The 15,080-nt window shown below is 46.9% G+C and carries 14 protein-coding genes; 7 read left to right on the top strand and 7 right to left on the bottom strand.

Translation table 11 applies throughout. The features are described from left to right. The first annotated feature begins 144 nt into the window (after positions 1 to 144). The gene (locus FN124_RS14790; protein ID WP_142685601.1) at positions 145 to 1,518 is read left to right on the top strand and encodes a M20/M25/M40 family metallo-hydrolase; all 1,374 of its coding nucleotides are present in this window, start codon (positions 145 to 147) and stop codon (positions 1,516 to 1,518) included. Positions 1,519 to 1,541: 23 nt separating this feature from the next. Continuing rightward, positions 1,542 to 1,931: a hypothetical protein gene (locus FN124_RS14795; RefSeq protein ID WP_142685602.1), complete on the top strand. Its 390-nt coding sequence runs from the start codon at positions 1,542 to 1,544 to the stop codon at positions 1,929 to 1,931. Positions 1,932 to 1,969: 38 nt separating this feature from the next. Here FN124_RS14795 and FN124_RS14800 read toward each other — a convergent pair whose 3' ends face one another. The 5 genes from FN124_RS14800 to FN124_RS14820 form a co-directional block, all read right to left on the bottom strand. Next, positions 1,970 to 2,683, bottom strand: a complete 714-nt coding sequence (locus FN124_RS14800) for an SAM-dependent methyltransferase (protein ID WP_142685603.1) — start codon at positions 2,681 to 2,683, stop codon at positions 1,970 to 1,972. Next, positions 2,683 to 3,447: an EI24 domain-containing protein gene (locus FN124_RS14805; RefSeq protein WP_142685604.1), complete on the bottom strand. Its 765-nt coding sequence runs from the start codon at positions 3,445 to 3,447 to the stop codon at positions 2,683 to 2,685. The genes FN124_RS14800 and FN124_RS14805 overlap by 1 nt, the downstream gene beginning before the upstream one ends. A 189-nt stretch (positions 3,448 to 3,636) precedes the next feature. Further along, positions 3,637 to 4,650 (bottom strand): PorP/SprF family type IX secretion system membrane protein, encoded by a 1,014-nt coding sequence (locus FN124_RS14810; protein WP_142685605.1) that lies wholly within the window; start codon positions 4,648 to 4,650, stop codon positions 3,637 to 3,639. A 170-nt stretch (positions 4,651 to 4,820) separates the two neighbouring features. Beyond that, complete coding sequence (upp, locus tag FN124_RS14815) at positions 4,821 to 5,474, bottom strand: uracil phosphoribosyltransferase (RefSeq protein WP_142685606.1); 654 nt, start codon at positions 5,472 to 5,474, stop codon at positions 4,821 to 4,823. A gap of 43 nt (positions 5,475 to 5,517) precedes the next feature. Next, positions 5,518 to 7,395: a vWA domain-containing protein gene (locus FN124_RS14820; protein ID WP_142685607.1), complete on the bottom strand. Its 1,878-nt coding sequence runs from the start codon at positions 7,393 to 7,395 to the stop codon at positions 5,518 to 5,520. A 99-nt stretch (positions 7,396 to 7,494) separates the two neighbouring features. On the opposite strand from FN124_RS14820, the gene FN124_RS14825 reads away from it, so the two are divergent. Next, positions 7,495 to 8,586 (top strand): anhydro-N-acetylmuramic acid kinase, encoded by a 1,092-nt coding sequence (locus FN124_RS14825; protein WP_142685608.1) that lies wholly within the window; start codon positions 7,495 to 7,497, stop codon positions 8,584 to 8,586. Between the two features lie 52 nt (positions 8,587 to 8,638). Here FN124_RS14825 and ade read toward each other — a convergent pair whose 3' ends face one another. Continuing rightward, complete coding sequence (gene ade / locus FN124_RS14830; protein ID WP_142685609.1) at positions 8,639 to 10,279, bottom strand: adenine deaminase; 1,641 nt, start codon at positions 10,277 to 10,279, stop codon at positions 8,639 to 8,641. Positions 10,280 to 10,387: 108 nt separating this feature from the next. On the opposite strand from ade, the gene FN124_RS14835 reads away from it, so the two are divergent. After that, positions 10,388 to 11,110: a LolA family protein gene (locus FN124_RS14835; protein WP_142685610.1), complete on the top strand. Its 723-nt coding sequence runs from the start codon at positions 10,388 to 10,390 to the stop codon at positions 11,108 to 11,110. A 46-nt stretch (positions 11,111 to 11,156) separates the two neighbouring features. Here FN124_RS14835 and FN124_RS14840 read toward each other — a convergent pair whose 3' ends face one another. Next, entirely contained in the window at positions 11,157 to 12,161 is a 1,005-nt protein-coding gene (locus tag FN124_RS14840; protein WP_142685611.1) for a helix-turn-helix transcriptional regulator, read from the bottom strand. A 139-nt stretch (positions 12,162 to 12,300) separates the two neighbouring features. On the opposite strand from FN124_RS14840, the gene FN124_RS14845 reads away from it, so the two are divergent. From FN124_RS14845 to FN124_RS14855, 3 genes are all read left to right on the top strand, one after another. Next, positions 12,301 to 12,930, top strand: a complete 630-nt coding sequence (locus FN124_RS14845; protein WP_142685612.1) for a hypothetical protein — start codon at positions 12,301 to 12,303, stop codon at positions 12,928 to 12,930. A 436-nt stretch (positions 12,931 to 13,366) separates the two neighbouring features. Next, positions 13,367 to 14,002, top strand: coding sequence for a peroxiredoxin (locus FN124_RS14850; RefSeq protein ID WP_142685613.1), 636 nt, complete (start codon positions 13,367 to 13,369; stop codon positions 14,000 to 14,002). 308 nt (positions 14,003 to 14,310) lie between these two features. Next, positions 14,311 to 14,913 (top strand): RNA polymerase sigma-70 factor, encoded by a 603-nt coding sequence (locus tag FN124_RS14855; protein WP_142685614.1) that lies wholly within the window; start codon positions 14,311 to 14,313, stop codon positions 14,911 to 14,913. Positions 14,914 to 15,080: the final 167 nt, after the last annotated feature.

Consider the following 15,080-nt stretch of genomic DNA (forward strand, 5'->3'; position numbering starts at 1 on the left):
AGCAACACGATATCACATAATGCATAGGAGAGAGGGATGAGCGGTAGCCGGTAATGATATGCCAAAGGAATTGACCGCCGGACACCTTTATGCTTTTCTCCTTCTACTTTTTTATTAGTTTTAACCATAAATTAACCTGCTGCAATGAGAAATTATATTGTGCCAATTTTGTTAGCCTGTACCCTGCCAGCCGTGGCTGTGGCGCAGGAGAAGGATTCAGTGACATTGAGGAAACTAGCTGATGAAGTATTGACCCATAGCATCGCCTACGAAAACCTCCGGGTGCTCACCAAGCAGATTGGGGGCCGTTTGGCGGGATCTCCGCAAATGGCGGAAGCCGAGCAATGGGGCGTAAAGGCGCTTAAAGCGGCTGGTGCAGACACCGTTTATCTCCAGGAGTGCATGGTGCCACATTGGGTGCGTGGCGCCAAGGAAGAAGCCCGCATTATCTCCAAACGGCGGGACTTTATACCACCGCTGGAAGTGTTGGCCCTGGGTAATTCAGTAGGCAGTGGTCCCGATGGAATAACTGCTCCCGTACTGGAAGTGGCTTCCTTCGACGACCTGGAAGCTAAGAAGGACCAGGTAAAGGGAAAGATCGTTTTTTATAACTATCACTTTAACCCCACATTTATAAAAACATTTTATTCTTATGGCGATGCCGTAAAATATCGTGGCCAGGGCGCCAGCCGGGCTGCGAAGTATGGGGCTTTGGCGGTGATCGTAAGGTCTATGTCGCATGGCGCCAATAATTTCCCGCATACAGGCGCCATGCAGTACGACAGTGCCTATCCCAAAATCCCGGCAGTGGCCATCGGACTGGAAGATGCCGACCGTTTGAGCCAGCGTTTGAAGGATGACAACAGCGCCAGTGTATTTCTTCGTACCAATTGCGAAATGAAGAAAGACACGATCGGGCGTAACGTGATCGCCGAACTGAGAGGCAGTAAACACCCCGACCAGTATATCACAGTTGGTGGGCATCTTGATTCATGGGATGTGGCTGAGGGCGCACACGACGATGGCACGGGCTGCGTACAATCCATAGAAGTGCTGCGAGCTTTTAAGGCATTGGGCCTAAAGCCGGAACATACCTTGCGCGTAGTGCTGTTTGCCAACGAGGAAAACGGTACCCGTGGCGGCAAGAAGTACGCAGAAGTAGCCAAAACCCGCGGTGAAAAGCATATTTTTGCCCTGGAAAGCGATGCCGGCGGTTTTACGCCACGGGGTTTCACCACCACCATGGACCCTGCCCTCAAATCCAAAGTGGATAGCTGGAAGCCGCTTTTTGCGCCTTATGGCATCTATGATTTTGATGAACCGGGAGGCGGCGTGGACGTGGGGCAGCTGAATGCCGCAATAGGTACGCCTATGGCCGAGCTTTCTCCTGATTCCCAACGTTATTTTGATCTTCACCACGCGGCAAATGATGTATTTGAAGCAGTGAATAAAAGAGAACTTGAATTGGGTGCGTTTGGTATGGCAGGTTTCATTTATCTTGTAGATGAGAATTTCTGATCATCCATCACTAAAAACTAACTATGGGCCGGTTTGTCTTTATCATTGTATCTATTATTATACTGGTATTGGGCGGTATTTTCTTTTACAAGTACTACTTTGTTTTCGGACAGGGAGTTAAAGCAGGAGAGCTGAATTATTTTGTGCAGAAGGGATACATCTTTAAAACCTATGAAGGCAAAGTAATCCAGTCGGGATACCGCGGAAAGGTAGCCGGTACGATCCAGTCGAACGAATTCCAGTTTTCCGTAAGCAGCGAAAGGGTTGCACAGCAATTGATGACAGCGAGCGGGAAAACGGTGGAACTTCACTACAAAGAGTACCTGGGAGCTATTCCGTGGAGAGGGTACAGTGCTTTTATTGTAGACAGTATTATTTCTATCAAGGATCCAATGAGGCCGGAGCTGCCTTAAAAAATACCAGGGAATTACGGCATCGTAATTCCCCTTTTTTATTCCTTACCTGCGTATAACAGGAAAATGGCCGGCCGTTTATGAAGGTCGGGCAACTGTTTTTTCCAGTCTTTCACTGTTTTCGTTTTAATATATTCCGTGGGAGCTGTGATATCTGCTGCAATGCAAAGTTGCGTATAGTCTTTACAGTTATCGAGTATATCTTTCAGCAGCTGGTTATTACGGTAGGGTGTTTCAATAAACAATTGTGTTTGCTTTTTCCTTTCTGATTCCTGTTCCAGGTCGCGGATCATTTTTGTTCTTTCGGGAGATTTGACAGGCAGGTAGCCAACAAACTGGAAATTCTGGCCATTCATACCGGAGGCCATGAGGGCCAGCAGCATGGAGTTGGGGCCAATCATGGGAATAACCCTTGCATTGATGGAATGTGCCAGTTGTACGATGAGGTGGCCAGGATCTGCGATGGCAGGGCATCCTGCTTCACTGAGGATGCCTATATCTTTTCCTTCGAGTAATAATTTTTTAGCAAGAAGCAGGTCCGGCGCCTGGTTTTCATTCATAGGCAGCAGTTGCAGGTTATCTATCACGATATTTCTGTCGAGCGATTTCAGGTACCTGCGGGCTGTTCTTTCGTTTTCTACATAAAAAACTGATAACCGCTGTACAATAGCGGTAACATAAGCGGGAATACTGAACAGGGCATCGGCGCTCAAAACAGTAGGAACCAGGTACACATAGCCGGTAGCATTCATTATTTCAGTCTTTTTGTTTGTAAGTCAATGGTAGCTGCAATTACAGCATAGGAAGGGGCCAGCATCCAGCCCAGTACGGGAATGAGCATAAACAGGTAGAATACCATACCATTGCCGATGGCCATGCCCCGGTGCTGGCGGATAAAGTTGATGCTTTCCGACATATTCAGGCGGTGTCTCTCACAGCTGTAGTCCATCATGGAAAAGCCGTAGAAATAAGATTCAATAAAGAATCCCAGCATCGGGGTGATCCAGCCCAGCACCGGTATAAAGGAAAGCAGTAACAGGGCTAGTATGGCGCCTGTCTGGTAAACGATATTCCGGCATGACATCTTGATGCCCCGCAGGATATCTTCCCCCAGCTGGGACCAGCTGAAGGGAAAGTCTTTATGATCCAGTATGGCTTCTGTCTTCTCAGACAAATAAGAAAATACAGGGGAAGCCACTATCAGGAAGAGATACTTAAAATAGGAGAAATACCAGAACACGAATACTATCCGGATAGAAAACGCTACCAGGATAAAAAGAAAACTCAGCCAGCTGCTTTCCAGGTCCTGTACCCATTCTGTGATGTGCAGCAGGCGGGTGAGGTATTCCACAAAATCGCCGGAGTAGCCCCATACAAAGTAAAATCCTGTAAAAAACAACAGGCAATAAATGACTCCCGGAATCAGGATCCATTTCCATAACTTATGCTGTAGTATGAATTGATGGGCTTTTCCGTAAGACTGGACTGCCGACAGTACTTCTCTGAATGAAAACAACGCCTGAATATTTTATTGTAACTGAATGTGTATTTTTCCTGGTTTATATGAAAGAGTAGCGAAACTAACGCAAAATTAACAATGATTGTTATGATTTTAAATGATTATCCTGATCCGGGAAGAATAGCGCAGGTTCTTTTGCTATTTTTCCCGGGTCAGGATAATGATTTCGAAAGGAAGATCGCTGTCTTAGAAACGCGGACAGAGGGTTTTATATTTGTTGTTTTCGTTCCGGGTGTGAATATAGATAAGGGAAATTTCGAGGCCGCCACGGTAGTTGGAGGCTGGCTTCAGGCTCGACACGTTGGTGTCGTAGGTAAGGCCTATCTGGAAGCCTTTGATTTCAAGGCCTATATAAGGAATAATGGCATCTTTCATCCGGTACCAGCTACCCAGGTAAAAGGTGGTGGGATTATCATCCATATCGTTGAGCATAAAGCCATAGGCGCCACCAAAGGTGAATTCGGAAGCTGTGCTTTGTTTCATGTACAGGATACTGGCGTGAAACCTGTCTTGCCCGTTTACCGGAACAGAACCGCCCCCGTGTACCGTCCAGCGGTAGCTGAGCCGGTTTTGGGTAAGGTTCATAAATGATTCAGTAGGCTGGGTGATATGGTAATAGGAAGCGCCCATATAAATATTGGATGCTTCGCCGATGAGGCCGTTGTATAAAATACCGATGTTTGGATCGAAATAGGATATTTTTGGATTTACCAGTGTTTCATTACTGGGAATCATTGGATTATAACCGTTGTTATCGATCTGGTTTTCGAACTGCAGTTTGGTATTGTCTATCCTCTTTTGTACCAGCGTTCCCTGAAGGCCGATAGCCAGGGTATGATTTCCTTCCGGGTCCAGCCCTTTGTGATAGGCCGTGCTGAAGGAAAGGTAACTGGAAGTGAGCGCTCCGCCGCCACTTCTGTCGTACATCGCCATAAGACCCACCCCCCAGATGTCGGTATAAGAGATCACGTTTTTTAAAATGCCAAAATCAATAGCTGCAGTACCTGTTACAAAGGGAGTGGAAATGCTCCTCCATTGTGACCTGTAGTTGCCGGATAAACGATAATCTCCTGAAAATAAACCTGTAAATGCTGGGTTAAGGGTTAGCGGCGACGCAAAAAACTGCGAGAAGTGCGGGTCCTGCGCCCGTAGAGGATTTAAATAAAGCAATATGGCCAAGAATAGTAAAGCTCTTTTCATATAATTAAGCTTATAGCATAGGGTATTATGCAATACGGGTGAAGGTACGCTAATAAAATCACATATCAAATTAAATTCATGTATAAAAATCCCATCAGATAAAAAAACGATAGCAGCTTTGTTCTTTTTTAAAGATACAAAACTGCTATCTGCAAAACGATTATTCTATGTTATTGTTGTAATTTATTTCCGAAGGCCAGGTCCCCGGCGTCTCCCAGCCCGGGTACTATGTACCCCTTGGCGGTGAGCTCATCATCAATATCTCCTGCCCAGATGGTAAGATTAGCTTTGGTATTGCGCAATACATATTCAATTCCTATCGTACATGCAATGGCTACCACCAGGTGTATATGACTGGGCTTACCAATTTCCTCCAGGTGCTCTATGGTTTTTACCAGTGAAGCGCCGGTGGCGAGCATGGGATCGGAAAGGATAAGCACTTGCCCGTCGATGGAAGGAGTGCTCACATATTCCAGGCTGATGTCAAAAGAACCATCGTGGTTATGTTTGCGGTAAGCAGAAACAAATGCGTGGTCTGCTTTATCGAAGTAATGTAACAAACCCTGGTGCAATGCCAGTCCTGCGCGCAGGATGGTAGCCAGCACCGGTTGTGATTTCAGCACCCGGCAGGTAGCAATACCCATGGGAGTAGTTACTTCCTTTTCTTCATAATCCAGGGTTTTGCTGATCTCATATGCAGCTACTTCTCCCAGCCGTTCCATATTGCGCCGGAAACGCATACGGTCCTGCTGAACGTCTATATTCCTGATCTCGCTTAGCCATTCTCCCACCAATGAATTGGTTTCACTTAAATTGATAATCATGAGCTGTTCCTTTGAGGCCGCAAAATACCGAAAAATAGTGGAACTACTCTTTGTCAAGCAGCATCGCTTTTTTCACCAGCTGGATGAATTCAGCGCGGTAGCCTTCCGCATCTGTTCCCCTGGAATTGCCTGCCCAGGATAACACGTCATCATAGGTGGCGGTGCCTTTAAATGCAGAACGGCGCAGCAATTGTCCGAAGGCTGCCACGGAAGCTGCCATACGGAAATCTTCCGGAGCATCGGTAATTTCCTGGTTGCTGTAGGGGAGCACTTTTTCCATCAGGATACTATGATCCCCGGCAGGCTGTTTGTAACGCAGCTTCACCGTAAGTACTTCCGATTTATTACCAATCACTTTGCCCTGCTGGTATTTCAGCGGGTCTACCCAGTTAACGGCTTCGTTTTTCCCGCCGGAAGGAATTATTTCATACAGGGCAGTTACGGTATGCCCCACACCCATATCCCCTGCATCTTTTTTATCGTTATTGAAATCTTCATTGGTGAGCAGGCGGTTTTCATAGCCTACCAACCGGTACGACTGTACGAATTGCGGGTTAAACTCTACCTGCAGCTTTACATCTTTGGCTACTGTAAAAAGTGTACCGCCAAACTCGGTCACAAAGGTTCTGCGGGCTTCTTCAAAATTATCGATATAGGCATAGTTACCATTGCCTTTATCTGCCAGCAGTTCCAGTTTATTATCCTTATAATTACCCATACCAAAACCAAGTACTGAAAGAGAAATGCCTTTTTCCCTTTCTTTTTCAATCATCCGGGTGAGCTCTCCATCGCTGGAAACGCCTACATTGAAATCACCATCGGTAGCAAGTATTACGCGGGTATTGCTGTTTTTTGAGTACAATTCGCCGGCAATGTTATAGGCCAGTTTTATGCCTTCGCCACCTGCCGTGGAGCCGCCGGCTTCCAGCTGATCAAGTGCGGCGAGGATCTTTTTCTTATCGCTGCCGCTGGTGGCGGGGAGCACTACTCCTGCGGCGCCGGCATATACCACAATAGCTACCCTGTCTTCCGGCCGGAGCTGTTCCGTTAATACGGCAAAGGCCCTTTTTACCAGTGGCAGCCTGTTTTCACCAGACATTGAACCGGAAACATCTATCAGGAAAACCAGGTTGGATGCAGGAAGGTTACGGGTATCCACCTGTTTGCTTTTCAGTGCCACGCGTACCAGCTGATGCTTTGTATTCCAGGGGCAAATGGCCATATCTGTGTAAATGGCCACCGGGTCTTTCCCTTCGGGGGCTTTATACTGGTAGTCAAAATAATTGATCATTTCCTCCACTCTTACCGCATCCGGTTCGGGCATCATGCCCTGGTTCAGGAAGCGGCGTACGTTACTGTAAGACGCCCGGTCCACATCGATGCTGAAAGTACTGAGTGGCTGGTCGGTGGCCGCATGGAAAATATTCTCGTTAATAGGGCTGTAGTCTTCCGTATTGTGTACCGGCGAGGGTATATAGCTCATCTGATTGCCCCTGACAGTGGAAACAGAACCAGTCATGGTCCTGCGTTTTTGTGCGGCTGCGGCGTAGCCCATCACCACCACTTCAGCCAGCGCCTTATCCTGCATTACATACTGGTTCCTTTTTTTATCAAGCGGCTGCAAACTGGTTAGCTGCACTTTCAGTTTATTTTGCCCCGCAGGTACTGTTATTTCCTTCACCGGGTATCCTGAGGCGTTTACTTCCAGTATCAGCGCACCGGTGGTGGTTTTCAGGCTGAACTGTCCTTTTTTATCAGTGGCGGTTAATACATCTGTTCCTTTTACCCTGATCACCACATTGGCAATGGGGCTTTTGAGCAGGCTGTCTGTTACAATACCTGTAATAACCCTTGCCTGTTGGGCGGTGGCGGTAATTGCCACCAGGCAGTTGAGCAATAGTAAAGTGAGATATTTTTTCATGGCGAAGTAGTTTTCTGCCTGTAGGATGTACGGAGGGGTCCTGTTTCCATAAGTCGTAAAAAAAATATTTTAAAACTACCTTTGCTGAAATTTTTGTAGATGGTATATAACGTGATTGGCACCATGTCTGGTAGCTCATTAGACGGATTAGATATAGTTTTTGCAGAACTGACCGAGATACGCGGACAATGGACCTATGTTATCAGGGCTTCAGAGAGCCTGCCTTATGAGCCGGAATGGGTGGAGAGGCTGGCGCAGGCCACTTCCCTGCCGGCAAAAGATTACCTGCTGCTGCATACCGCTTACGGGCATTATACCGGCCGGCGTATCCTGGATTTTATTGAAAAGAACCAGCTGGATCATAAAGTTCATTTTATTGCTTCACATGGCCATACCACGTTTCATATACCCGCACAGCAAATGACGGCGCAGCTGGGCGATGGCGCTGCCATTGCGGCCGTAACGGGATTGCCCGTTATCAACGACCTGAGGGCGGTGGATGTAGCGCTGGGCGGACAGGGAGCTCCTATAGTGCCTATCGGCGAAAAATACCTGTTGCCAGGTTATCAGTACTGGCTTAACCTGGGGGGCATTGCCAATATTTCTGCGCAGCTGCCGGAGCAGTTTGTTGCGTTTGATATATGCCCGGCCAACCGGGTGCTGAATTCGCTGGCAGCAGCGTTGAATAAGCCTTACGATGATGGCGGGGCACTGGCAGCCGGCGGAGTGGCCGATAACAGCCTGTTGGAACAATTGAATCAACTGGATTATTATTCCAAACCATGGCCCAAATCACTGGCAAACGATTTTGGCATCGATACCATATTACCGCTGATAGCGCCTTTACGTCTGTCTGTACAGGGTAAGCTCCGCACGTATGTAGAGCACATTGCCGCACAGGTGACCCTTGCTGTGAAAGCACTGAAAGCGCAGTTGCCGGAAGGTCCTGGCAAAATGCTGGTAACCGGTGGCGGCGCATTTAATACTTTCCTGGTAAACACGATCCGGCAACAGTTGGAGCCGTTGGGTGTTACCGTGGAAGTGCCCGATGAACAAACCGTTAGTTTCAAGGAAGCACTGATCATGGCGCTCATCGGAACATTGCGCTGGAGGCAGGAAGAAAATGTATTGAGCGGGGTTACTGGGGCATCAAGGGATTCTATTAACGGTGCACTGTGGGCCACCCGTTAACAGGAGACATCAGGTCATAAAAGAAAGCAGCGGATTCCGCTGCTTTCTTTATTTAGTAAGGCGCCGTGAATTGAAAGCTGTCGCCATCAAACAATCCAAGATCACTCAGTTTTAAATGCGGTATTACCAGCAATGCCATAAAGGACAATGTCATGAAAGGGGATGCAAGCGTGGATCCCAGCTCTTTCGATGCTTTGTCCAGCGCGCTGTACCGGGCGGCTACCGTATAGCCGTCGAGGTTACTCATCAGTCCTGCTACCGGTAATGGCAATACCTGTACCACTCCATTTCCCACTGCGCTGATGCCGCCCTGTTCGGCAATCACGGTATTGATAGCTGCGGCTATGTCTTCATCGGTAGTGCCTACTGCAATGATGTTGTGACTGTCGTGTGCCACAGAAGATGCAATGGCGCCGTGCTGCAGGCCGAAGCCCTGAATAAATGCTATTGCCGGCAGCGCTTTCTGGTAACGGTTTATTACCACCAGTTTGAGAACATCCTGTTGGGTATCGCCAGCTATTCCGCCGTTGGTAACTGGTATTACCGCGGAGAGTGCGTTCGTGATCAGCTGCCCGTCCATCGCACCGATCACCTTTACTTTTACCTCTTTTACATTACTATCGTTAACGGGTATACGAATATCACCGGCGGTTATGGGATCTGCTATAAAATTATTTACGGGAGAAGAGGAAATGGAAGGTATCAGCGTTTGCCCGTTTTCCGCCACTTTCACACCATTGATATAGGTGGCCAGTATATTAAAGTTTTGCAGATCATCTGTTACAATAAGATCTGCCGGGTCATTTACACGGAGCAGGCCATTATCCAGTTTGTAATGCAGTACCGGGTTAATACAGGCTGCCTTTAATACTTTGAACAGGTCAACACCGTAGGCCAGCGCCCGTTTTACCAGCAGGTTGATATGGCCTTCCACCAGGTTATCCGGGTGTTTGTCGTCGCTGCAGAACATAATATGGTCGGCATGATCATGCAGCAGTGGATACAGGGCTTCAAAGTTCTTTGCAGCGCTTCCTTCGCGGATGAGGATATGCATGCCGTATTGCAGCTTATCCCTGGCTTCTTCTATGGTAAAGCATTCATGGTCTGTGCTGATGCCGGCGGCAATATATGCGGCGGCTGTTTCGCCACGAAGGCCCGGAGCATGGCCATCTACAGGCTTCCCGGCTTTTTGGGCCGCGGCTATTTTCGCGAGTACTTCCGGATCTTTATGCAGTACGCCCGGGAAGTTCATCATTTCTGTAAGGTACCTGATGTCGTTCCTCTGCAGTAATGCTTCAATATCTGCCACGGTTACCGTTGCCCCGGCAGTTTCAAAAGTGGTGGCCGGCACACAGGAGGGAGCGCCGAAATTAAACCGGAAGGGCACTTTCCGGCCATTTTCAAGCATATATTCCACACCCTTCACACCCATAACGTTGGCTATTTCATGCGGATCGCTTACTGTGGCAATGGTGCCGTGTACAACAGCCAGCCGGGCGAATTCCGAAGGAATGAGCATAGAGCTTTCCACATGTACGTGCGCATCCGTAAAGCCCGGGAGCAGGTAGGTATCATATTGGTTATTGTTGTGTTCGATGCTGCTGATGCGGCCATTTTTTATATGAAGCGTAGCCGGGTATATTTCCTGTTGCAGTATATCTACCAGGTTGCCTGAGAGCTGGAATGTATTCATTTTGCAAAGCTAAGGAATAGGTCGTATTTTCAATGCTGGCGTATTTTTTGAAAAGAGATGCCGGAGTTGTTTTGAGGTATCTTTATTGTTCAACGGAAAATATTTTTTATGATGACAGGAACCAGGTTTTATACACTGTTAACCGCTTTACTGATGGCTGGTTATTGTGCCGGCGCACAATCTGCTGATGAGCTGATAGCCAGGAATATTGAGGCGATGGGAGGTGACGAGAAATTGAAAGGCATCAAATCGCAGTATGCAGAAGGAAATATGGAAGTACAGGGGCAAACGATTCCCATTAAGCGGTGGGTGAAGCAGGGGGAAGCCATGCGGCTGGAGTTTACGGTAAATGGCGCCAGCAATGTGCAGGTGGTAACCCGTAATGCAGGCTGGAGCCTGATGCCGGTGATGCAGCAAACAACGCCCCAGGATATGAACCCTGAGATGCTCAAGCTGATGAAAACCCAGCTGGACCTGAGAGGAGAGCTGTATGACTACAAAAGCAAAGGCAAAAAGATAGAAGTGCAGGGGAAAGATACTGTGAACGGATCACCGGCTTATAAGCTAAAGATCACTGCTGCTGATGGTACATCGGGTATTGCTTACCTGGATGCCAAAACCTACCTGCTTGTGAAGGCCACTAATCATATGAGTGTACAGGGACAGGAGGTGGACTTGGTAACATTGTTGTCTGATTATAAGAAAACGCCTGAGGGACTGGCTTACCCTGGCGTAACAGAGCAGGATCCGGGCGGAGTGAAAATTAATATTCTGAAGATAGAAACGAATCAGCCCGTGGCGGATAGTTTGTTTGCCAAACCCAATCCTTAAACGCAGTTCCGCTATCGGGCCATGTACAGTCCGATAGCGGGTTGGCCTATTTATACAACGCCGCCATGGCTTTGGCTTCCTCAGCCATTTTCTTAGCCAGGTGCACGGGTTTCAGCACTTTTACCTGGGAGCCATAGCTCAGCAGGGTCATGGTAAGTTCGGGGTTGATAACAACGTGAAGGGATATACGGCATTCATCATTGTTGTCTTCCACTATTTCCTGGGAGGAATGGATGGGCTGCGACTTTACATATTTACCCTGCCGCGGGGTAAAGCTCAGTAATACATGTTCAGGATCTCCATCGTGTACAGTGATGCCTATTGCATGCTGGAAGTAGCTGGCTTCATCAAAATTCTTTTCGTCAAAATGTTTATTGGTGGGCCATAGCTTCACTACCCGGTCCAGCGCAAAGGTGACTACTGCGCCGCCGCGTGTTTTCTGGCTTTTGCCGATCAGGTAAAAGCGGTGCTGGTATTCGCGGAGATGATAGGGCTCTACCCAATGTTCTTTGGGCTCATCGCGGTCGAAGCTCTGGTAGGCAATGCGGATCACTTCCAGGTTTTTAATGGCGTCCACTATTTCCGGGATATGTTCTGCGCCTTTATATTGAGATGCCCTGGTAAATTTAATAAGCCCTTTATGCTGGAGGGCTTCCCTGTTCATTTTAAGACTGGCCGCAATTTTCAGGATGGCGTCTTCAAATTGCTGTACCACCGGCAGGCTCCGGAATTGTTCCAGTATGCCAATGGCAATTTCCAGCCCCTGCAGATCTGCTTCTTCTATAGGGGAGTTACTGATGGAAAAACTATCGTCTGAGTAGCGGTAGGTGCCGCTGCTGCGCTCATATACGATAGGCGCCATATAATTCAGTTCAGGGTCCTGGCGCATATCCTGGATATCTTTCTGGATGGTGCGGGTAGATATTGCAGTTCCCATTTTATCCGATACATATTCAATCAGGTTCTCCAGGGTAGGTTTGGGTTTCTGCTTATTGCGCAGCCGCTCATCGATCCAGCGGTAGCGCGACACCGCGTCTTTATTCTTTGGCAAAAGATAAAATTTAGATAATAAAAATAAACAATTCCCGCTTTTGCGACGAGGATTAAAAAAATTATCATCAAAAGATCACTACGCAAATCCCTTGCGTGCAGGGCCGGTAGATTTGTAGTGTTATTAAAACCTCATGGTTATGAACAAGGTAAATACAACTACAGCAATTACGCAGGTACAGGCCATTTCAATTGGGCAGATCATCATGGATGACTCCAATTACCTGACGCTCTGGGGCCAGGCGCTACTGGATGAGGTGTGGTATCCCTGCGATTTTGTAACTACTTATGAAGTAATGAACACCATGCTGCGTTTCAGCCAGGACAGGCATGATGCCGTACAGATGACCATTGTGAAGAAGCTGGAAGATATGCGCCGTACGCCGGATATTATAGACCTGGAGGCAGACCTGGGGGCAGCAGTGGTATTTGATCGTCTCATATTTCATATGAGAAGGCCATGCCTGCAGCAGGATGACAACTGGGAAGCATATGCGGATGAGGAGTGTTACTATATTGAGCGCGTGATCCAGATGCCGGTGCCCGTGCAGCCTACACTACCGCCTGCGGCACAGTATAGCCCCAACGACATTAACGAAAAAATGGAGTACTGTATACAAATGCTTCATGATGCGTATAACCTGTATCTCGGATTTATTGAATTAGAACTGGGAGAAGATACAGCCCGGGCAATGGCCGCACTGGAAAACGATAACAAGTTCAGTATGGCTTATTATGCCTGGCAGTTGCATACTTCTGCAGCCAAATAGAGATTGACCATATTTTTATTGATAGACCCGTATTTGTTCATGAACAAACGCGCTATGTCCATTAAGTTAACCCTGACCATTTTTATTCATTGAAAACCCTGTATCCATTTTTACGTTAGCCCTGAAACACATAATGATGAAAAAAAATCCATTTATGTTAACCCCCACCTCCATGTATGTTAATTTCCGGACATCTGTTGATGTTCGCCCCGGGCCATGTTCGTTTACCGCCCTGCCTTACATCCATTGCACGTTAACCCCTGATACCCAAAGGCATCTGCCCGGGATCCGTTTGAATTAACCCTTGATTTCCATTGTTTGTTAACTCCCAAATTCTTCGCCCGGGAAAAAAAAGCGCAAATTTCTGAAAAAAATCCCTTAAAGTCTATAAATCTTGTAGGAAAGTGCTATTTTTGGTCAATTAAATCGTAAAGCTATGAGTTTAAGACTGGGAGATACCGCTCCTAATTTCAAGGCCAATACTACAATAGGGGAAATAGATTTTTACGATTACCTCGGCGAAGGTTGGGGTATCCTGTTTTCTCACCCGGCAGACTTTACACCGGTATGTACCACCGAATTGGGCAGAACTGCCCAGTTAAAGGACGAGTTCGCAAAACGTAACACTAAAGTGCTGGCTGTAAGCGTAGATCCGCTGGATAAACACCTGAGCTGGATAAATGATATTAACGAAACACAACAGTGTGACGTAACTTTTCCTATTATTGCAGACGAAAACAAAACAGTGGCTAACCTGTATGATATGATTCATCCAAATGCCTCTGAAACATTTACGGTCAGATCGTTGTTTATTATCGGGCCAGACAAGAAAATAAAGCTCATCATTACCTACCCGGCCTCTACCGGAAGGAACTTCGTAGAAGTGCTCCGTGTATTGGACTCTCTGCAGCTGACCGCCAAGTATAGCGTGGCTACCCCTGCAGACTGGAAAGATGGAGAAGATGTAATTGTTACGGCAGCGGTGCCAACAGCAGATATCCCTGCACGTTTTCCGAAAGGTCATAAAATTATCAAGCCTTATCTGAGAACAACACCACAGCCCAATAAATAATTTAAAGAGCCGTAAGGCTTCTCTATAAAGACTTTTTAATGGTTGGTTTTTGATTTTTACGAAACGGGGATTTCTCCCCGTTTTTTTTATGCCCCTGCAAACCGGCAGCACCCATATCTCCGGCCTGGTTATTCTTCTCCCGTATACCAAACACCTGGTTTCAGTTTAAAGCACCTGGAACACCTGCATCGCCAACATCAAATATTATGAACCGGTAACAGTTTATTAATGCACAGTTAACATTCCACGTAGCAGAAAAATAAAAGCTGGGCTCTAGTTTTGCTGAAAAATACATTCAATCCATTTTTATGGAATATAGTTCACTATCAGATAAGCAGCTACTGGAAGAATGTACCAAAGATAATCTCAAAGCATTTAATAACTTATTTGATCGTTATTTTGGAAGGCTGTATAATTATGCGCTTGGCTATGTTAAAGATGAATATTTCGCAGAGGAGGCCATAATGGATCTGATGATGTGGATATGGGATAAAAGACATACCCTGCAGATAGAAGGTGAGTTTAAACCATATATCTTCAGAGCGGCCAGGAATGCAACTATTAAGGCCATCCGCAAAAAGGCAGTTGCTATAACACCCATAGAATTTATTGAGAACGATCTTTCCTTTATAGCCTCTCCGGCCGATCATCAGCTACATACCAGGGAACTGGAAGAGAAATATCTTTTCCATCTCGACTCACTGAGTCCCCAGCGAAGAATCGTATTTCAAATGAGCAGGGAAGGAAACAGAACCCATGCTGAAATTGCCAACGACCTCAAGATCTCTGTTAACACCGTTAAGAATCATATTAAATTCTCCCTGAATCATTTCAGACAACAGCTCAATAACCATAGCGATACCGTACTGCCGGTGATTATTGCAATGACGCTGTTTTTTCCTCACCCGTAGTGTTAACATGAATGAGGAATAACATGCACATAGGCTTTGCCATGCCTCATTAGCCATACCAATGTTACCAGAACGTTATGTCTTGGTTTTGCTCACGTAACGGATAGCCCTTCCTCTTCTTTTTTGTCCCTATATAAGTAACGGGAACCTTTTGTGCTCTGTTAAAA

Origin of the sequence: Chitinophaga polysaccharea (genome assembly GCF_902150045.1) — a bacterium.
Taxonomy (GTDB): Bacteria; Bacteroidota; Bacteroidia; order Chitinophagales; family Chitinophagaceae; genus Chitinophaga; species Chitinophaga polysaccharea_A.